The 17,260-nt window shown below is 64.3% G+C and carries 17 protein-coding genes and 1 riboswitch; of the genes, 4 read left to right on the plus strand and 13 right to left on the minus strand.

The window, feature by feature from the left end; genetic code table 11:
- Positions 1 to 48: 48 nt before the first annotated feature.
- Positions 49 to 1,419: an MFS transporter gene (locus tag BMF89_RS17975; RefSeq protein WP_078108422.1), complete on the minus strand. Its 1,371-nt coding sequence runs from the start codon at positions 1,417 to 1,419 to the stop codon at positions 49 to 51.
- Positions 1,420 to 1,594: 175 nt separating this feature from the next.
- Between BMF89_RS17975 and BMF89_RS17980 the strand changes: the two genes are divergently transcribed.
- Positions 1,595 to 2,521: a PaaX family transcriptional regulator C-terminal domain-containing protein gene (locus tag BMF89_RS17980; RefSeq protein ID WP_253190879.1), complete on the plus strand. Its 927-nt coding sequence runs from the start codon at positions 1,595 to 1,597 to the stop codon at positions 2,519 to 2,521.
- Between the two features lie 42 nt (positions 2,522 to 2,563).
- Here the strand turns inward: BMF89_RS17980 and menE are convergent, their stop codons facing one another.
- From menE to BMF89_RS18010, 6 genes are read right to left on the minus strand one after another with little or no spacing between them, the layout of a single operon-like run.
- On the minus strand, positions 2,564 to 4,123 hold the full coding sequence (menE, locus tag BMF89_RS17985) for an o-succinylbenzoate--CoA ligase (RefSeq protein WP_078108423.1): 1,560 nt from the start codon (positions 4,121 to 4,123) through the stop codon (positions 2,564 to 2,566).
- A 40-nt stretch (positions 4,124 to 4,163) separates the two neighbouring features.
- Positions 4,164 to 5,528, minus strand: coding sequence for an MFS transporter (locus tag BMF89_RS17990; RefSeq protein WP_078108424.1), 1,365 nt, complete (start codon positions 5,526 to 5,528; stop codon positions 4,164 to 4,166).
- A 44-nt stretch (positions 5,529 to 5,572) separates the two neighbouring features.
- Positions 5,573 to 6,028 carry a MaoC family dehydratase gene (locus BMF89_RS17995; RefSeq protein WP_078108425.1) on the minus strand — a complete coding sequence of 152 codons (456 nt, stop codon included), beginning with the start codon at positions 6,026 to 6,028 and terminating at the stop codon, positions 5,573 to 5,575.
- A gap of 35 nt (positions 6,029 to 6,063) precedes the next feature.
- Positions 6,064 to 7,287 (minus strand): acyl-CoA dehydrogenase family protein, encoded by a 1,224-nt coding sequence (locus tag BMF89_RS18000; RefSeq protein ID WP_078108426.1) that lies wholly within the window; start codon positions 7,285 to 7,287, stop codon positions 6,064 to 6,066.
- A gap of 1 nt (position 7,288) precedes the next feature.
- Entirely contained in the window at positions 7,289 to 8,182 is an 894-nt protein-coding gene (locus BMF89_RS18005; protein ID WP_078108427.1) for an amidohydrolase family protein, read from the minus strand.
- Position 8,183: 1 nt separating this feature from the next.
- Complete coding sequence (locus BMF89_RS18010) at positions 8,184 to 9,119, minus strand: SDR family NAD(P)-dependent oxidoreductase (RefSeq protein WP_078108428.1); 936 nt, start codon at positions 9,117 to 9,119, stop codon at positions 8,184 to 8,186.
- A 123-nt stretch (positions 9,120 to 9,242) separates the two neighbouring features.
- On the opposite strand from BMF89_RS18010, the gene BMF89_RS18015 reads away from it, so the two are divergent.
- Both BMF89_RS18015 and BMF89_RS18020 read left to right on the plus strand, forming a co-directional pair.
- Positions 9,243 to 9,713 carry a MarR family winged helix-turn-helix transcriptional regulator gene (locus BMF89_RS18015; protein ID WP_078108429.1) on the plus strand — a complete coding sequence of 157 codons (471 nt, stop codon included), beginning with the start codon at positions 9,243 to 9,245 and terminating at the stop codon, positions 9,711 to 9,713.
- A gap of 126 nt (positions 9,714 to 9,839) precedes the next feature.
- Positions 9,840 to 10,838, plus strand: a complete 999-nt coding sequence (locus BMF89_RS18020) for a trypsin-like peptidase domain-containing protein (RefSeq protein ID WP_078108430.1) — start codon at positions 9,840 to 9,842, stop codon at positions 10,836 to 10,838.
- A 66-nt stretch (positions 10,839 to 10,904) separates the two neighbouring features.
- Here BMF89_RS18020 and BMF89_RS22030 read toward each other — a convergent pair whose 3' ends face one another.
- Both BMF89_RS22030 and BMF89_RS18025 read right to left on the minus strand, forming a co-directional pair.
- Positions 10,905 to 11,045 (minus strand): hypothetical protein, encoded by a 141-nt coding sequence (locus BMF89_RS22030; RefSeq protein ID WP_171983543.1) that lies wholly within the window; start codon positions 11,043 to 11,045, stop codon positions 10,905 to 10,907.
- Between the two features lie 121 nt (positions 11,046 to 11,166).
- Positions 11,167 to 11,541 carry a hypothetical protein gene (locus BMF89_RS18025; RefSeq protein ID WP_241707371.1) on the minus strand — a complete coding sequence of 125 codons (375 nt, stop codon included), beginning with the start codon at positions 11,539 to 11,541 and terminating at the stop codon, positions 11,167 to 11,169.
- A gap of 102 nt (positions 11,542 to 11,643) precedes the next feature.
- On the opposite strand from BMF89_RS18025, the gene BMF89_RS18030 reads away from it, so the two are divergent.
- On the plus strand, positions 11,644 to 13,089 hold the full coding sequence (locus BMF89_RS18030) for an MFS transporter (RefSeq protein ID WP_171983544.1): 1,446 nt from the start codon (positions 11,644 to 11,646) through the stop codon (positions 13,087 to 13,089).
- A gap of 32 nt (positions 13,090 to 13,121) precedes the next feature.
- Here the strand turns inward: BMF89_RS18030 and BMF89_RS18035 are convergent, their stop codons facing one another.
- The 4 genes from BMF89_RS18035 to hisN all read right to left on the minus strand — a co-directional run bounded on the left by BMF89_RS18035 (position 13,122) and on the right by hisN (position 17,236).
- Positions 13,122 to 13,835, minus strand: coding sequence for a metal-dependent transcriptional regulator (locus BMF89_RS18035; protein WP_078108433.1), 714 nt, complete (start codon positions 13,833 to 13,835; stop codon positions 13,122 to 13,124).
- Positions 13,836 to 13,864: 29 nt separating this feature from the next.
- Positions 13,865 to 14,641, minus strand: a complete 777-nt coding sequence (locus tag BMF89_RS18040; RefSeq protein ID WP_171983545.1) for a class I SAM-dependent methyltransferase — start codon at positions 14,639 to 14,641, stop codon at positions 13,865 to 13,867.
- Positions 14,642 to 14,691: 50 nt separating this feature from the next.
- A complete protein-coding gene (locus tag BMF89_RS18045; protein WP_078108435.1) occupies positions 14,692 to 16,116 on the minus strand; it encodes an aminotransferase class V-fold PLP-dependent enzyme in 1,425 nt (474 codons plus the stop codon).
- 35 nt (positions 16,117 to 16,151) lie between these two features.
- A riboswitch (SAM riboswitch) is annotated at positions 16,152 to 16,264 on the minus strand.
- Positions 16,265 to 16,423: 159 nt separating this feature from the next.
- Complete coding sequence (gene hisN / locus BMF89_RS18050; RefSeq protein ID WP_078108436.1) at positions 16,424 to 17,236, minus strand: histidinol-phosphatase; 813 nt, start codon at positions 17,234 to 17,236, stop codon at positions 16,424 to 16,426.
- Between the last annotated feature and the right edge of the window lie 24 nt (positions 17,237 to 17,260).

Below are 17,260 nucleotides of genomic sequence, written 5' to 3' on the forward strand. Positions count from 1 at the left end.
AGTTCGGTCCGCGGAGAAGGCACGAAGCCGCGCCTCCTCCGCGGAAGCCTAAGACGGGCTGGAGGTCTTCGTGCCCAGGGCTTCAGTCGGTACTTTGTAGGTCTCTTTGACCCAGATGGCTGTCACTGCGGCGGAAACAAGGCAGCAACCCGCGGTGAAGGCCGCGACGGGCACCCACCCGGTGGGGCCCGGCTGTACGATTGCCGCTGCGATGGTCGGCGCGAACCCGGTGACAATCAACCCGAGCTGCGAGGCTGTGGCGGCCCCCGTGTAGCGGATACGGGTTTCGAACATCTCCGCTGTCATGGAGGGGCCGAGTGGATTGACCAGGCCATAGCCGACCGTCATGAACATGATGGCCGTGACGAAGATCAGCAGGATCGAGCCGGCGCTGATGGACCAGAAGAATGCGAAGGCCGAAGCGGCACAGATGATGTTGCCGGCAATGAATACGGGCTTGCGACCGATTCTGTCGGCCAGGACGCCCGCGTATGGCTGGACGACAATCGCGAGGGCCGCGGTCACGATGGTGACGGTGAGCATGACGGCGGCGGGGATCCCGAACTTTCCGGAGTAGGCAAGGGCGAAGGCGGCGAAGACCGAGGACACGACGCTCCACAGTCCAAAGAAGATGACCTTGATGATGGTGGTCCAGTGGTCCCGCAGGACGACTTTCAGCGGCAGTTCCGTGGAGCCATCGGATTCCTTTGCCGATTCGAACACCTCGGACTCGGGAAGGCGAAGCCGGATGTACAGGCCCACCGCCACGACAATGATGCTCGCGAGGAACGGCAAGCGCCAGCCCCAGCTCAGCAGTTCGGCCTGTGGAAGGAGGGACACCGCGAGGAACGCCAGGGAGGCGAGCATGATTCCGGCGACGGCTCCGGTGTTGACCCAGCTCCCATAGAACGCCCTCTTGTTGCTGGGGGCGTGCTCCAACGTCATGGTGACCGCGCCCACCGATTCTCCGGCGGCGGAAGCGCCCTGCAGGGCGCGAAGCAGGACCAGGAGAACAGGGGCTGCGGCGCCGATCGCTGCAGTGGGCGGCAGGCACCCGATGAGGAAGGTGGCAACCCCCATCATGACCAAGGTGAGAACCAGCATCTGGCGCCGGCCAATGCGGTCACCGAAATGTCCGATGACACTCGCGGCCAGCGGGCGGACGAAATATCCGACTCCAATGGTCGCCATGGAAAGAAGGGTGCCCAGTGCCGGGTCGATTCCGGGGAAGAAGAGCTTGTTGAAGATCAGGGCCGACGCCGAGCCGTAGATGAAGAAATCGTAGTACTCGAGCGTGCTGCCGATGAAGCTGGCGGCGGCAGCGCGGCGGGCATGTCCGGTGCCGGCGTGGCTGGGTGAAGGGGCGATGTCAGCGGACGGCGTCAGTGCCGTCGGCGGAACGGTGGGACCAGCGGTCATTGCGGATCTCCTCAGTGTGAATGGGGCTTGGGGCTCGCAGTGCGGCAGGGACTGAGTTCCGCTGAGAATTGTGGTCTGCATCACTCGTAGAAAAATGGTATGCGACTTCTTCCACGTCCGTCAACACAAGTGCATAATAAATTAATTGCGGCGGGAGGACTGACAGAATGGGTGGGTGACACCAGCTGCTTCCTCCGCTCCGGGGTTGGTCCCAGATGCCCCTGTGGACTTTCCGCGCCCCTTGAAGGGTTCCTCCACCCAGCACCTGATCACCACGATGCTGGGCGATTTCTGGCAAAACACGGACGAGTGGATTCCCGCAAAGCTGATCGCTGCCCTGGCAGCACCGCTTGGCGTGTCGCCGTCGGCCTGCGCGACGGGCCTCAGCCGCTTGGCGAGCAGGGGTGTTTTGGAGCAGTCCAGCGCTGGAAGGACCTCGCGGTACCGGTTCACCCACCGCGCCCGGGTGCGGCTGCGGATCGGATTCGAGCAAGTGCGCTTGTTCGGCAGCCAAAGCAACGCTTGGGACGGGTCCTGGACCGTGATCGCTTTTTCTGTCCCCGAGTCCTCCAGGGAAATCCGGGACATGTTCCGCTCCCGGCTTCGATGGCGGGGATTCGCCCCTCTTTACGGCGCACTGTGGGTATCGCCGCGCGACCATGCCGAGGAGCTGGAAGAAAACTGCGCGTCTTTTGGCGTCGAGGACTACGTCATCTTCCGGACGGCGGATCGGAGCCTGCGCGGAAAAAGCCTGATCGCGGCGTGGTCGCCTGAGGAGCTGGCTGAGCAGTATGCGCCGTTCATCGAGAGCTACAGTCCGTGGGTGGAGAAGGCGAATTCCGGCCTTGTCACCGCCGCAGAGGCCTTCCGCGTCCGCACGATGGCCATGGACGCCTGGCGCGCCTTTCCCTGGAACGACCCCGATCTGCCCGCAGAGCTCCTCCCCGAGAAATGGCCGTTGGCCGAAGCCCGCAAGGTCTTCGTGCAGGTATACGACGGCCTGGCTGCTTCGGCACTGGCCCACGCGGACGCGATCGTTGCCGACGCCGCACCGTCCCTCGGTGGGTCTGCGTCATGCCTCCCTATCGAGACCGGACGCTGACCAAGCACCGCGGATACGGCACGCAGCGTGCCAACCGTCCCCTCAGGAAACGGTGCTTCGGCGAAGCTCGCTCTTGCGGATCTTTCCACTGGCCGTCCGCGGCATGTCGTCCACGAACACCACAGTCTTCGGGATTTTGTAGCGGGCCAGCCTGCCGGCCAAGTGTGCCCTGAGTTCGTCCTCGGTCAAAGTGGCGCCTTCGCGGAGCACCACCACGGCGCGTGGTACCTCTCCCCACTTCTCATCCGGCACGCCGATGACTGCCACGCTCCCTACGGCGTCGAGTTCACTGATCGCTTGTTCCACCTCGGCAGGGTAGATGTTCTCGCCGCCCGAAATGATCATGTCCTTGAGCCTGTCCGAGACGAAGACGAATCCGTCTGCGTCCTTGTAACCCATGTCTCCGGACTTGAACCAGCCGCCGTCTGCATAAGATTCGGCAGTGGCGTCGGGCCGATTCCAGTATTGGTGGATGACGTTGGGGCCTTTGATCTGGATTTCGCCCACCGTGCCCTGCTCAGCAAGGCCTCCGGCGACGTCGGCGATCCGGACGTCGCTGAAAAAGTGCGGGAGCCCGGAAGATCCCGCTTTGTCGCGGGACCTGGCGGCGGGCAGCGTGGTGGCGCCCGGCGCCGTCTCGGTCATTCCGTAGCCGTTGGAGAAGTGCAGTCCGCGCGCCTCGTACGCCTCCAGGACGCGCATCGGAACTGCCGATCCGCCGCAGGTCAGCTTGTTGAGGGATCCTAGGTCCGACGTCGGCCAGGCCGGGTGCTCGCAGAGCATCTGGTAGGTGGTGGGCACCCCGCTGATGGTGGTGGCCCTGTGCTGCTCGATGAGCTCCAGGGTGCGTCGGGGGTCGAACCTGGACTCGAGAACCACGGTCCCGCCCTTGAGCAGCGTAGGCAACACCCCCATGTCGAGCGAGGCGACGTGGAACATCGGCGAGATCATGAGGGCTACGTCGGTGGAGGAGAAATCAAAGTCGACAATCACGTTGATGCAATTCCAAGTGATGTTGCCGTGGGTCAGGAGCGCTCCTTTGGGGCGTCCCGTCGTTCCGGACGTGTAGAGGATCATGGCCCCGTCATCGAGTCCGACTTCCTCGTCCAGATGCCGGGCCGCTCCGGAGGCGACGACGTCCTCATAGTCTTCCGCCGCCGTCGGGGTTTCGCTACCGGAAGCCGCGCTACTCTCGCCCGGGAGGGAATCGCCGACGACGATCCGCCGGCTCACGCGGGTGCCTTCCGCGCCGCCGGCCGCAAGGCCGTTGAGGCCCGCCGAGTGGATCAGCGCAACGGCACCGCAGTCCGCAAGCTGGAAGTTGATCTCCGGCGGGGCCAACCGTGTGTTGAGGGGTACGAAGATCGCCCCGAGCTGCCCACAGGCAAAAAGCGTTTCCAGGAAAGCCGGATGGTTGTCACCGAGATACGCCACCCTGTCGCCCTTGGCAACGCCTCCGGCCTTGAGGGCGTTGGCCAGCCTGTCGGACCGTTCCGCAAATTCCGCGTAGCTGAGTTGGCGGTCTCCGGAGATCAACGCGATCTTGCTTCCGGACTTCGGGCGGCGACGCTGCAGCCACGAACCGATGCCAAAATTCTCCATGTCGGTCCTTTCTTCTTTCCAAGCTAGACCCTTCCCGGGCTCAAGGCCGGACGGTCTGCAAATCGTTGTTCTTCGGTTCCCTGGTCAACAGGATGAAGATGATGGAGACGACGGACATCGCGGCAAGGTAGAAGACCACCGAGCCGGTGTCCTGGCCGGAGTCCTTGAAGATCTGGGCCACGATCCCAGGAGTGAAGCCCGCACCGAGGAGCGTCGCGAGCTGGTAACCCAGTGAGGCTCCGGTGTAGCGGGACGTGGTGCCGAACTGCTCGGACACGAATGCCGCCAGCGGCCCGAAGAGGGTTGAGTGGATCATCAAGCCGATGGTGAAGGCGACGAAGACCAAGAGGATGTTGTTCGAGGACAGCAACTGGAACATCGGAATCAGATAGGCGATGAAGAGCACGAGCCCGCCGATCATGACGGGCCTCCGGCCCAACTTGTCGGACAGCCTGCCGCCTAGGATCACGAAGGCGATGGAGATGAAGGAAGCAGCGGCGAAGGCGTACAGCACGCCCTGGCGGTCGGCGCCCTTGGAGACGGCGAAGGTGACCGCGAACGTTGCCAGCACCACTTGGAGGGCGAAGCCGGCAGCCCCGGCGAGCATGGTGAAGATCAAGGTCTTGGGCCGGCGCAGCACCTGGAGGAGCGGGATAACGGCCTTCCCGGCACTGTTGTTCCCGGCGGGGCCGGAGTCCGCGTTCCGGGCCGCCCTTTCCTGTTCGATGGCAGCTTTGAAAATGGGGCTCTCCGAAACCTTGAGCCGGACGAACATGCCCACTGCAAGCAAGACAAACGAGAGCAGGAAGGGAACGCGCCAGCCCCAGGCAAGGAACTGGGAGTTTGGCAGGGCCGAGAAGGCGCCCATGATCAGTGTGCCCAGCACGGCGCCCGACGGCGCGCCCGCATTCACGAACGAGGCAGCGAAGCCGCGTTTCCCCGATTCGGAATGCTCCAACGCCATCAAGGCGGCTCCGCCCCACTCGCCACCCACCGCGATGCCCTGGAAGACCCGGAGCACAACAAGCATCACGGCGCCCCACGGACCGGCCACGGAGGCGCCCGGGACCAGGCCGATCAGCGCGGACGCCAAGCCCATGACCAACATGGAGACGATGAGCATCCCCTTGCGGCCCAGCTTGTCGCCGAAGTGCCCGAAGATGACGCCACCCAGCGGGCGCGCCACGTATCCTGCGGCGAAGGTTCCGTAGGCGGCCACGACGCCCACCCAATCATCCATTCCCGAGAAGAAGACTTTGGGGAAGACCACGGCCGCGGCTGTGGCATACAGCAGGAAGTCGTAGTACTCGATGGTGCTGCCGAGGTAGCTGGAAGCAATGACAGTGCGGGCTTCCTTGCGCTTGGTGGCCACGTCCATGGATTGAAGCTGCGATATTTGGGACATCGTTGTTCCTTAAAGCAGGGGTGGGGGAGGGCGGGGTGTAGCGGCTATTTGTAGAAGCGGGCGAGGAATTCGGCCACGACCGCGGGGCGTTCCTGGCCTTCGATTTCGATGGTGTTGGCGACCTTGATCTGGGCGCCGCCCTTGACCTCGGTGACTTCGGCGATGGTGGCTTGCATGCGGATACGCGCGCCAACCTTGACCGGGGAAGTGAAGCGGACTTTGTCCAGGCCGTAGTTCACTTTCGTGGTGACGCCTTCGACGTCGAACAGCTCGCCCCAGAACGGGATGATGAGCGAGAGCGTGAGGAACCCGTGGGCGATCGGGGCGCCGAACGGGCCGTCCTTGGCGCGTTCCGGATCGACGTGGATCCATTGGTCATCCCCGGTGGCGTCTGCGAACTTGTTGATCTGTTCCTGGGTGATCTCGCGGTATTCGGTGGCGCCGAGATCGGTTCCGGCGAGGGTGAGCAGTTTGTCGAAGTCGACGACGAGATTGGGCATTGTTGCCTCCTGTGATGGTTTTGGACTGTGGCGGGCTAGCGTGCGAATGCGCTCGCGCCCGTAAGTGCGCGCCCGACGATCAGGGCGTTGATTTCGTGCGTTCCTTCGTAGGAATAGACGGCTTCGGCGTCGGCGTGGAACCGGGCAACATCACTCTCGAGAGTGATTCCATTGCCGCCCGCCAACTCACGGGCCAGGGCGACTGTTTCCCGCATTGCCAGGCAGCTTTGCATCTTGGCGAGCGCGGAATCCTGGTCGCGGTAGATCCCGCGGGCCTGCTGTTCGGTCAGCCTGACCACGAGGGACAAGCTTGCGGTGAGGTTGCCAAGCATGCGGGCCAGCTTCTCCTGCACCAATTGAAAGGAACCCAGCGGGCGGCCGAACTGTTGGCGCTCGCGGACGTAGCGGAGGGCTGCGTCGAAGGCGCCTGCCTGGATGCCGGTGGCGATCCAGGCGACGTCGGAGCGCATGGCCCGGAGCATCGCCGCCACGTCCTTGAAGGAGTCCACCTTGTGCAGGCGCATGGATTCAGGGACCCGCACGCCGTCGAGCGTGATGTGGGCGTTCTGCATCATCCGCAAGGAAGTCTTCCGGTGGATCTTCTCCAAGGTCACCCCGGCCGCCTGGCGGTCCACGAGGAAGGCCTTGACCTGTCCGTCCGCGATGTCGCGGGCGAAAACGCACAGCACGTCCGCGGTTGAGGCGCCCCCGATCCACCGCTTGGCGCCGTCCAGGACCCAGGTTCCACCGTCGTGGTCTGCTTCAAAGCGTGCCGTAGTAGAGAGACCGCCGGCGATGTCCGAGCCGTGCTCGGGTTCGGTCAGGGAGAACACGCCTTTCAGCGAGAAATCGATCACACGCGGCATCCACTCGCGCTGCTGTTCCTCGGAAGCACCGACGCGGATCGCGGTGCGGAAGAGGCCGGCTTGCGCCGTGTACCAGGTGGCCAGCGAAGCGTCCGTGCGGGCGAGTTCGAAGATCCTGAAGCCTTGGTAGATGCCCCGGGCGGGACCGTGAACAGTCAGTTCCGCCGGTTCCATCAGGTCCAGGTCGATGAGTGGCCGGGCCAACTGTGCAGGGAACTCGCCGCGCTCCCAGTAGTCGGCCAACAATGGTTTCGCTTCACCGTCCAGGAAGTCGCGCAAGCGGCCCAGGACCCGGCGCTCGTCCTCGGTGAGGAGGGACTCGGCGTCGTAATAGTCGCAGACGCCGTAGAGGCGCTCCTCCGCCGTTGTCTCCACGCCGATCTCCAGGCTCATCTCAGCCGTCCAATCCGAGCAGGCGCACCGCGTTGTCCTTGAGGATCTTGGGCCGGACTTCGTCCTTGAGCGGGAGGTCGGCGAAGGCGCTTAGCCATTTCTGCGGGGTGATGAGCGGGAAGTCCGTGCCGAAGAGGACCTTGTCCTGCAGCACCGAATTGGACATGCGAACCAATGATTCCGGGAAGTACTTGGGGGACCATCCGGAGAGGTCGATGAACACGTTGGATTTGTGGGTGGCGATGGAGTTGGCCTCGTCCTGCCAGGGCACCGAGGGGTGGGCCATGATGATCTGCAGGCCGGGGAAGTCAGCGGCCACGGCGTCGAGCAGGAGCGGGTTGGAGTAGGCCAGCTTGATGCCGTAGCCGCCGGGAAGGCCGGCGCCCATGCCGTTTTGCCCGGTGTGGAAGATGGCCGGGAGCCCCAGTTCCTGCAGGGTCTCCCAGAGCGGGTAGAACTGTTCGTTCGAGGGGTCGAAGCCCTGCAGGCTCGGGTGGAATTTGAAGCCGCGGGCGCCTAGGTCGATGGCTTGGTGTTTGGCGCCCTGGATCGCTTCGGTGCCGGTGCGCGGATCCACGCTGCCGAACGGGATCAGCACGTCGTTGTTCCTGGCGGCTCCCGCGATCAGCTCGGGGATGCTGTTGGGCTCGTGCTTGAGTTGCGTGCGGGCGTCCACAGTGAACACGACGGCGGCCATGTTCAGTTCGCGGTAGGCCTCGGCGATCCGGTCCAGTGAGGGCGTGCGGTCCTCGGCCTTGAAGTACTTTGCTGAAGCCTCCGTCAGGGCCGGTGGCAGGGATTCGTGGCCGCGGCCGTCCACTTCGAGGTGGACGTGCATGTCGATCGCGCCAAGCTTTGAGGCGTCGATGCCCAGCTCGTAACGCCGTGCGGCCATGTCAGCGGACCTCGGCGGCTTCGGGCTGCAGTTCCTCGGGCAACGGCAGGAATTCCTCGCCGAGGCTTTGCAGCTTGTCGCCGAACAAGGGGCCGAAGTTTTCCAGAAGGTCCTGGTAGCCCCAGCCGCCCTCGCGGTACTCGGTGACGGCTGCTTCGGGGTGGGTCCAGAGCTGCAGGCGGTCTCCGCCGGCGCCGATGGCCTGTCCGGTAATGCCGGCCGCTTCGTCGGAGGCGAGGAAGGCAATGAGCCCGGAGACGTCGTCGGCCGTTCCAAAGCCGAGATCGTGGCGGAAGAAGTACGGCATGGCCTCGCCGCGCTCGTCCGCCTCCACAGCTTTCCGGAAGTACGGGATGGTCTTGGTCATCGCCGTAGCGGCTACCGGGATGACGGCGTTGGCAGTGACGCCCGCCTTCTTCATTTCCAGCGCCCACGTCCGGACCATGCCCACGATTCCGGCCTTGGCTGCGGCGTAGTTTGTTTGCCCGAAGTTGCCGCGCTGCCCGGTCGGGGAGCCGATGGCGATGATGCGGCCGGCGACGCCGTTTTCCTTGAAGTAGCCGAATGCCTCGCGGGCGCACGTGAAGGTGCCGCGGAGGTGGACGTTGATGACCAGGTCGAAGTCCTCGTCCGTCATCTTCAGCAGGCTCTTGTCCCGCAGGATCCCGGCATTGGTGACCAGGATATCCAGGCGGCCAAATTCCCTGACAGCCGCTTCCACCAACTGCTTCGCTACTTCGGTGCTGCCGACGGGAGCGACGACGGCGACGGCCCGGCCGCCGTCGGCTTCGATGGTCCGGACCGCTTCGCCGGCGACCTCGGCGTCGACGTCGTTGATGACCACCGCCGCGCCCTGACGGGCGAGTTCCCGCGCGTAAGCAAGCCCCAGTCCCCGGCCGCTTCCGGTGACAATCGCTACTTTCCCTGACAGGCTCATCGCTGCTCCTTTGCTCGATCCCCGTGCATCCAAGCCCTCGGCGTGGGATGCTGTTCTGTATCCATGAAAATACGTATAGTTGAAAATGTCAACGATTGATTTTGAAGATTATTGGAGTTTGTTATGACGATCGAGGCGCAGGACGAGCAACAGGCTGCCCCGAAGGACCGGCTGGTCGCCGCTCCGATCAGCCAGGACGTGGGTTTCCTGCTGGCAAAGCTCCATGCCGGCGGCTCGGTCCTGAACAACCGGGCGCTTGCCGAGTTCGACCTCAAGGAGAGGTCTTACTCGGTCCTGATCCTTGCCAACAGCGGCCTGGAGCCCACCCAGCGGGAATTGGCGGACTTCCTCAGCCTCGACCCCAGCCAGATCGTCGCCTTGGTGGACGAGCTTGAAAAGCGGAAGCTCGTGACCAGGGCACCAGGCAAGCAGGACCGCCGGGCCAAGACGGTGACTGCAACGTCGAAGGGGAGCCAGCTGCTAGGCCAAGCAGCCATCGCGGCCCGCCGCGCAGAGGCCGAAGTGCTGGCGGCGTTGGACGACGGGGAAGCCGCCCAACTCAAGGCGCTGCTGCGAAAAGCGTTGTGGGGTTAAGCGTCGTGGAGTTGGTTTCCCAATCATCAGTGGCGTGGCAGAGTTCACCCACGGCGTAGGGCCGAACGGACTAACCGAAGCAGTGTATTCGTTGATATAGACACCACCGGTTACAGGAGGTGCACGATGAGTACGTTGCCGGAACAAGTTTTTCCCGAGGACATTCCTGACGCCCCGTCGGATGACGAAGCCTTGGACGCCTACTCGCGGACAGTGATGCACGTAGCAGAGACGGTCACGCCGCATGTTGCAGCATTGGAGATGAGAAGCGCACGCAGGAACGGCCAAGTCAGCATCGGAAGCGGGTCCGCCGTCGTGTTCACGGGCGACGGCTATTTGCTGACCAACGCCCATGTGGTTTCGGGCCTGCGCTCCGGGCGGGCAATCTTCGCCGACGGAACCCATACCGACGTCGAACTCGTCGGAGCGGATCCCTTGTCCGATCTCGCCATTGTCCGCGGGCACCACACGCCGCCGCCTGCCATCCTGGGCAACGCAGAGTCGCTCCACGTAGGGCAATTGGTGATCGCCGTCGGTAATCCGCTGGGGCTGGCCGGATCAGTGACGGCAGGCGTCGTCAGCGGACTCGGACGCTCCATCCCGGTCAGGTCCGGCCGGCACAGCAGGGTGATCGAGGATGTCATCCAGACCGACGCCGCGCTGAACCCGGGCAATTCCGGGGGAGCCCTGGCCGACACCAAGGGACGGATCGTGGGAATCAACACTGCAGTGGCCGGCTTGGGCCTCGGACTCGCAGTGCCGATCAACACCACCACTCAACGGATCATCGCCGCCCTGCTGAAGGACGGCCGGGTCCGGCGGGCATACCTTGGCTTGGTGAGCACACCTATTCCGTTGGACGCGAGTGCGGTAATCCGGACGGGCCAGAAGGAAGCGCTCCGCGTCGTGGAGGTCATCGCGGGATCTCCCGCGGAGCGGGCAGGAATGCTCGCGGGCGACCTGGTCCTGAGTGCGCAGTCGCGGGCAGTATCCAGTGCCGAGAGCCTGCAAAAGCTCTTGTTTTCGCAGGCCATCGGTGAGCCGTTCCTCCTGACGGTCCTGCGCGACGGAAAGATCCACGCGATTGTCGCAGTGCCCAGCGAAATGACCGACGCGGATTCATGAGGAAGCACCCCCACGGTGGAACCAGTCCGCTAAAAAGCCGGGGCCACAATGGCTCCGGCTTTTTTGCTACTTCTTCCTCATCCTCAAGTGGGCCACGGGATCGGCAGCGGCGTCGGATTCGTGCTTGGCACGCTTCACTGCCCGTTTCTCCTTGATGGACTTCATACTCTTCTTCGCCTCGTGCTGGTGCGGCGCTTTGTCAGGCATGTCATGCTCCCTAACTACGGATCTTCCGTGAAGATCCTGCAAAGAGGGTCCTGAAGGGCCCTCTCTTTGTAAGCTACGCCTGTTTCAGGCGAAATCAACCGGCCCCCAAACGCCCAGGTATTTAGGCTTCGGACGCCGGAACGTCAACGATACCCACGAACCGGGAGCCGATTCCCTCGTACTCGCTCCGGACCTCTCCGGGCAGGATTCCGGGAACCTCGCTGTTCCGGTGGTGGCCACAGAAGACGTAGGTGAACTCGGGCCACCACTTCTTGGGACGCGCGGCCTCGGTGTAGCCGCACACCACGCAGCTGAGGTGCACCCACACGGGACGCTTGCCGGTGCGGTTGGCGCGGGATTGGACGAGCCATGGCGGTGGATTGTCTTGCAGTTCCCTCAGCTCGGCTTGTGAAAGCCTGGAGGGGATGCCGTGGCGTTGGGCCATTTCCATCGGGATATCAAGGGCCAGTGCGGCGTCACGTCTGCTAATCACCATTCAACGATACGGGACTTTCGCCGTTGCAGAACTGCGGCAGAACCGCCGCAGGACCGGGCAGGAATCCGGACGGCGATGGACAAGCAGGCGTAGGCTGTGCTCATGACCGACGCAGCGGCCCTGCTGCCAAGCACTCCGCTCCAAAGGCGGGTCCTTGTTGTGGCTATTGTGGCTTCCTTCATCGCCATTTTGGATGGCTTCGTGGTGAACCTCGCGCTCCCCGCGATCGGCCGCGAACTGGGTGGCGGCCTCGTCATCCAGCAATGGGTGGTGGATGCCTACCTGTTGACCCTGGGCGCGCTGATCCTGGTGGCCGGATCCCTGTCCGACCACTTCGGCCGCGCCCGCATCCTGGAATGGGGACTCGCCGGCTTCACGCTTACCTCCGTCACGTGCGGCCTCGCCTGGAACGGCGAGGTGCTGGTGGTTTCGCGGGCTCTCCAGGGGATTGCCGGGGCCTTGCTCGTCCCGAGTTCGCTTGCCATGATCGTCACGTTCTTCTCCGGGCCCGCGCAGTCCAAGGCAATCGGCCAATGGTCCGGTTGGACCAGCGCGGCCGCCATCGTCGCTCCGCTGATCGGCGGCGCGTCGGTCGATCTGCTGTCCTGGCGCGTGATCTTCTTCATCAATGTGATTCCTGCCGTCGCAGTCTGGCCGATCCTCGCCGGGCTGCGGAAGTCCGATGCCGCCGTGGACAGGAGCAAGAAGATCGACTACCTCGGCGCGTTCCTGGCCATGGTGGGCCTGGGCGGTCCGGTCTACGCCTTCATCGAACAGGGGCGCATGGGCTGGAGCAACATGGTCGTCTGGATGCCGCTCGCCCTCGGGGCCGTGGGGTTGGCCCTCTTCCTGGTCCACGAAGCCAGGACTCCGGAACCGATGCTTCCCCTGCGGCTCTTCGGCATCCGCAATTTCGGCTGGGGAAACATCGCCACGCTCGCCATTTACGGCGCCCTGTCATTGGGCTTCTTCGCCGTAGGCATCTACTTGCAGCAAGTGGGAGGGATGAAAGCCACCACCGCGGGCATCGCGTTGCTTCCCGCGACTGTCCTCCTGATGCTCACGGCTTCATTCTTCGGGGGACTGGCGGGCAAGTACGGTCCGCGGTGGTTCATGACTGCCGGTCCGTTCATCTGCGGGGTAGGGTTCCTCATGACCTTGGCCGTCCAGGAGCCCTTGAACTACTGGACTCAGGTGTTGCCCGGGCAGATCGTCTTCGGGATCGGCCTCAGCACCTTGGTGGCGCCCCTCACCGCGGCCATCCTCGGCGCGGTACCGACTGAAGAGGCGGGGATCGGTTCCGCTGTGAACAATGCCGTTGCCCGGATCGCAGGCTTGATTTGCATCGCGTTTGCCGGGCTCATCATCGGTCCTGTCTTCAGCCGCCAAGGCCTCATGAATGCCGTGGTGGTCACCGCCTTGCTGTTCTTCCTCGGCGCGGTGGCATCCGCCGTCGGGATCCGGAATCCGGTGGTGGGCGCGGCGATAGTGGACTCGTCGCAAGGTCCAGCCCCCGACGACGGCGGGACGGCTGCCCAGCGCGCCTGAACAGTGCGCTCCAAGACGCTGTGACGGTTTCGTCAGCTTTCCGCGAGGACGCAGCCTTCGTGTTCGACGTCGGTGGCCACCCAGAGCGCGGAAGCGACCTCGTCCGCGAGATCGTAATCGCGGCTTCCCGGGCCCTTCCCGATCCGGACCACCAGCGCACCGCCGAACGGCTTGCGGCCAATGACCTCGATGCTGGCGTCGAGGTCGATTTCCTCGGCTGAAAGGTAGCGCAGCAGCTCAGGGTTTTCGTCGCTGATCCGGGTGATCTTGCCGGAATGGCCGTCGTCGAGCTCGATCATTCGGTGCGCGTGCGGCAGGCTCACCGAACCGTCCGCGGCGGGGATGGGGTCACCATGGGGATCGCGTCCCGGGTTGCCCAATTTGGCGGCCATGCGATCGATGAAGGTGTCCGAGACAGCGTGCTCGAGCATCTCGGCCTCGTCATGGACTTCATCCCAGCTGTAGCCCAACTCCCTCACCAGGTAGGTTTCGATCAGGCGGTGCCGGCGGACCATGCCCAGGGCAAGATGCATTCCTTGGGGGGTCAAAGTGATGGCGCTGTACGGCTGGTGGTCCACCAGGCCTTGGTCCTTGAGCTTGCGGACCATCTCCGAGACGGAGGAATTGGCGACGCCGAGCCGCTGCGCGAGCTGTGAGGACGTGATGGGTTTGTCCTGCCACTCCGTAAAGGAGTAGATGACCTTGACGTAGTCCTCGATGGAGGAGGAGGGCGCACTGGTCTTCACGGTTCCAAGCCTATCGTGAACCGGCGGAATCAGGCTTTGCGCGCCCGCCAGCTCTGCGTGAGATAGGGCAGGGGGATGACCTCGTCCTCGGCATGGTCCAGATGTTCGAAGAGATACCACCGGAGATTGCCCATGACCTTCGCACGGGTGGCATCGTTCGCCCTGAGATAATAGCTGCGCGACTTCACGAGTTCGAGGATGTCTGCCGGAGCCAAGGGATCCTCCCAGCGCGTGACGTGGGTTTCGAGGCCGGTGAACTCGGGGCCCACCACTGGCCGGAAGCCCGGTTTGTGGACATCGCCGGCATGCATGATGCGGGACAGGCGATGGACCCAGGGCACGGAAGTGTCCAATTGGTTCCAGATCAAGCCGATGACGCCGTGGGGTCGAAGGATCCGGGCGATCTCAGTGCTCGCGGCGAGCGGATCGCACCAGTGCCAGGCTTGGGCAACGCTGACGACGTCGAATGCTGAGTCCGCCAGCCCGGTTGCCTCTGCCGTGCCCTCCAGGGCGATCACCTGTGGATACGCTTTGCGCAGTTGGGTGAGCATGTCCGTGGAGGGGTCCACTGCCGACACCGCCAGCCCCCGCTCGACGAGCAGCGAGGTGAACTTTCCGGTGCCGGCGCCGATGTCTGCCGCGTCCCGAGCCCCCTCCGGCAGCAGCCAGTCAGCTGAATCCGCCGGGTAGCCCGGCCGGACCCGCTCATAGTGTTCTCCGCCGTCCTGGAAACTCCGACCGAGTTCGAGTCGGCGTTCCTCATAAAGCTTGGGGCCGGCTGAGGTGCCTTTGGGTCGCGGGGCCACGCGGGGACTCCTTCGTAGGACAGGAAAAATACCCTACGAATCTATCGCAATCAGTCGGTGCTGCAGGGTGCGGCGCCTGCGGTCCCGGGAGTATTGGGAGCCCACTCCGGGTAGCTGCGGTGATCGTTCGCGGGCACCCAACGGCCGGCATCCACCACGTAGTCCCAGCCGAGGCCGTTGCTTTTGAGGGCCTGGATGCCCGCGATGAGCCGGGTGGCGTCTTCCAAACGCGACCCCACGCCGAAGCTGGCTCGCAGCGATCCGGAGGGAAGGCCAAGGCGCTTGAGCAGGGGGTGGGCGCAAAAGCGTCCGTCCCGCAGGCCGATGCCGTGCTCGGCCGCGAGATAGGCCGCGACGAGTCCGGCGTCGTAGCCCTGGAGCGAGAAGTTCACGACGCCGATCGTGTCCTGGGGATCCGTGTCGCTGAAGATCTGGTGCACGGTCACGCCGTCGATTTGCTTGAGGCCCTCGACCAGGTGCGAGCGGATGGCGGCCTCGTGGGCGTGCCATTCTTCGTGGTCGAGGCTGGCAATGACCTGTGTGGCCCGGGCCAGGGTGGCCGCGCCGAGCACGTTCGGAGAGCCCCCTTCGTGCCTTGCCGGCCCCGTGGCCCAGCTGACGGAATCAAGGCGTGCCTCGCGGACGGCGCCGCCTCCTGCCAGGTGCGGTGTGCCGGCGTCGAGCCAGTCGGGGCGGCCCACCAGGACGCCGGCACCGAACGGTGCATAGAGCTTGTGCCCCGAGAAGACCAGGTAGTCCACCTCCGCGGCGGCGATATCGATCCGGCGATGAGGGGCGAGTTGCGCCGCGTCCACCACGATCCGCGCCCCGAATTCGTGGGCCAAGGCTGCGAGGTCGTTGATGGGCAGGATCTCGCCGGTCACGTTCGACGCGCCGGTGACTGCCAGGAGGCTGACGCCACCCTGGGAGAGTGCCGTGCGGACAGCGGCAACAGTCTCGGACAATGTTCCGGCGGCAACGATGCTGCGATGGGGGACACCTTGCCATGGGAGCAGATTGGCGTGGTGCTCGATGTCCAGGTACAGGACTTCGCCGGTATGCCTTCCGTTCTCAACCGGCAAGCAACCCGCCAGCAGATTGAGGGAATCGGTGGTGTTGCGCGTGAAAATGACGGAATCGTCCGGCCTGCCGCCAACGAAGTCACGAACGATGTTGCGGGCGTTCTCGTAAACCGAGGTGCTGATTTGCGAGGCATAGCCGGCGCCGCGGTGGACGCTCGCATAGTACGGCAGGATTTCGTTGAGGTATGCGGAGACCACGGTCAGTGCAGGTGCGGAAGCGCCGTAGTCGAGGTTTGCGTAGCGGATCTGGCCGCCCTGGATCAAGGGTGCCTGCAGCTCCGCTCCGGTGACGGCAGCCAAAGGGCGCGATGCCGGAGTCCGGGAATCACCGTGCCGCTGCGCAGAATCATGGTGCTGCGAAAGAGCCGTGGAAGAAATTGTGGCTGTGCTCATGGGACCTCACTCAAGAGGGACCCCTGCGTGCAGGGGGTCCGCGCTTGCCGCATCCGTTCCGGACCGGCCCGGTCGTCACCCGGGGCACCCCGCCGCGATGGAGGGTTGCCGGCCAGCAAACCGGGGTTTCGCGCTGGCACTCGTGACCTGTAAAGAGAGTAGGACACCGGCAAGGCCGGTTCCAATGTGACCGCGATTGTTAAGCGGATTGTTACACCGCCCGAAAAATGTGCCTTCCGCCGAAGAAAAAGCAGCGGACGCCCCGGAAAGGGGGCGTCCGCCGTCGTTTGTTCAGTGAATGGGCGGATTAGAGGAGGTCGTCGAGTTCGGGGTTGAGCCTCTTGAGGACCTCGGAGTGCAGGATCGAGTTAGTGGCGACGGCGTTTCCGCCGAAGGGGCCGTCCGCGCCATCCAGGGACGTGAAGCGTCCGCCGGCCTCGGTCACGATCGGCACCAAGGCGGCCATGTCGTAGACCTGGAGTTCCGGTTCGGCGGCGATGTCCACGGCGCCCTCGGCCACGAGGCAGTAGGACCAGAAGTCCCCGTACGCACGGCTGCGCCAGACATCGTTCTCGAGGCCCAGGAAGTTGTCCAGCTTCCCGTGCTGCTTCCACTCGGAAAGCTCGGAGTAGGAGAGCGAGGCGTCTTCGAGCCGGGACACGTTGGAAACTTTCAACCGGGTGGCCGCGGCCAGCGACCGGCCCATGTAGGCGCCCGAGCCCTTGGCCGCCCACCACCGCTTGCCGAGCGCCGGAGCGCTCACGAGCCCCACCACTACCTCGCCCTCGTCCACGAGGGCGATCAGCGTTGCCCAGACGGGTACGCCACGCACGAAGTTCTTGGTCCCGTCGATGGGATCGATGATCCAACGCCTCGAGCCGTGGCCCGTGCTGCCGAATTCCTCCCCGAGGACGGCGTCACGGGGGCGGGAACGGGAGAGCTGCCCGCGGATTGCTTCCTCGGCGGCTTTGTCGGCATCGGTGACGGGGCTCAGATCGGGTTTGGTCTCCACCTGCAGGTCCAGGGCCTTGAACCGTTCCATTGTCAGGGAATCGACGGAGTCGGCCAGGACGTGTGCCAGCCGCAGGTCGTCGTTGTAGCTCGAATCGGGTTGGGTCATGCTTCCAAACTACCGTCTCTTCGC

Origin of the sequence: Arthrobacter sp. SRS-W-1-2016 (assembly GCF_002009585.1) — a bacterium.
GTDB classification, from domain to species: Bacteria; Actinomycetota; Actinomycetes; order Actinomycetales; family Micrococcaceae; genus Arthrobacter; species Arthrobacter bambusae_A.

Bases quoted from the DNA above. Each gene is read 5' to 3' on its own strand.
- BMF89_RS18010 (WP_078108428.1), bottom strand. From the start codon at position 9,119: ATGAGCCTGTCAGGGAAAGTAGCGATTGTCACCGGAAGCGGCCGGGGA.
- hisN (WP_078108436.1), bottom strand. From the start codon at position 17,236: ATGACCCAACCCGATTCGAGCTACAACGACGACCTGCGGCTGGCACAC.
- BMF89_RS18005 (WP_078108427.1), bottom strand. From the start codon at position 8,182: ATGGCCGCACGGCGTTACGAGCTGGGCATCGACGCCTCAAAGCTTGGC.
- BMF89_RS18015 (WP_078108429.1), top strand. From the start codon at position 9,243: ATGACGATCGAGGCGCAGGACGAGCAACAGGCTGCCCCGAAGGACCGG.
- menE (WP_078108423.1), bottom strand. From the start codon at position 4,123: ATGGAGAATTTTGGCATCGGTTCGTGGCTGCAGCGTCGCCGCCCGAAG.
- BMF89_RS18020 (WP_078108430.1), top strand. From the start codon at position 9,840: ATGAGTACGTTGCCGGAACAAGTTTTTCCCGAGGACATTCCTGACGCC.
- BMF89_RS18030 (WP_171983544.1), top strand. From the start codon at position 11,644: ATGACCGACGCAGCGGCCCTGCTGCCAAGCACTCCGCTCCAAAGGCGG.
- BMF89_RS17995 (WP_078108425.1), bottom strand. From the start codon at position 6,028: ATGCCCAATCTCGTCGTCGACTTCGACAAACTGCTCACCCTCGCCGGA.
- BMF89_RS17975 (WP_078108422.1), bottom strand. From the start codon at position 1,419: ATGACCGCTGGTCCCACCGTTCCGCCGACGGCACTGACGCCGTCCGCT.
- BMF89_RS17990 (WP_078108424.1), bottom strand. From the start codon at position 5,528: ATGTCCCAAATATCGCAGCTTCAATCCATGGACGTGGCCACCAAGCGC.
- BMF89_RS18000 (WP_078108426.1), bottom strand. From the start codon at position 7,287: ATGAGCCTGGAGATCGGCGTGGAGACAACGGCGGAGGAGCGCCTCTAC.
- BMF89_RS18025 (WP_241707371.1), bottom strand. From the start codon at position 11,541: ATGGTGATTAGCAGACGTGACGCCGCACTGGCCCTTGATATCCCGATG.
- BMF89_RS22030 (WP_171983543.1), bottom strand. From the start codon at position 11,045: ATGCCTGACAAAGCGCCGCACCAGCACGAGGCGAAGAAGAGTATGAAG.
- BMF89_RS18045 (WP_078108435.1), bottom strand. From the start codon at position 16,116: ATGAGCACAGCCACAATTTCTTCCACGGCTCTTTCGCAGCACCATGAT.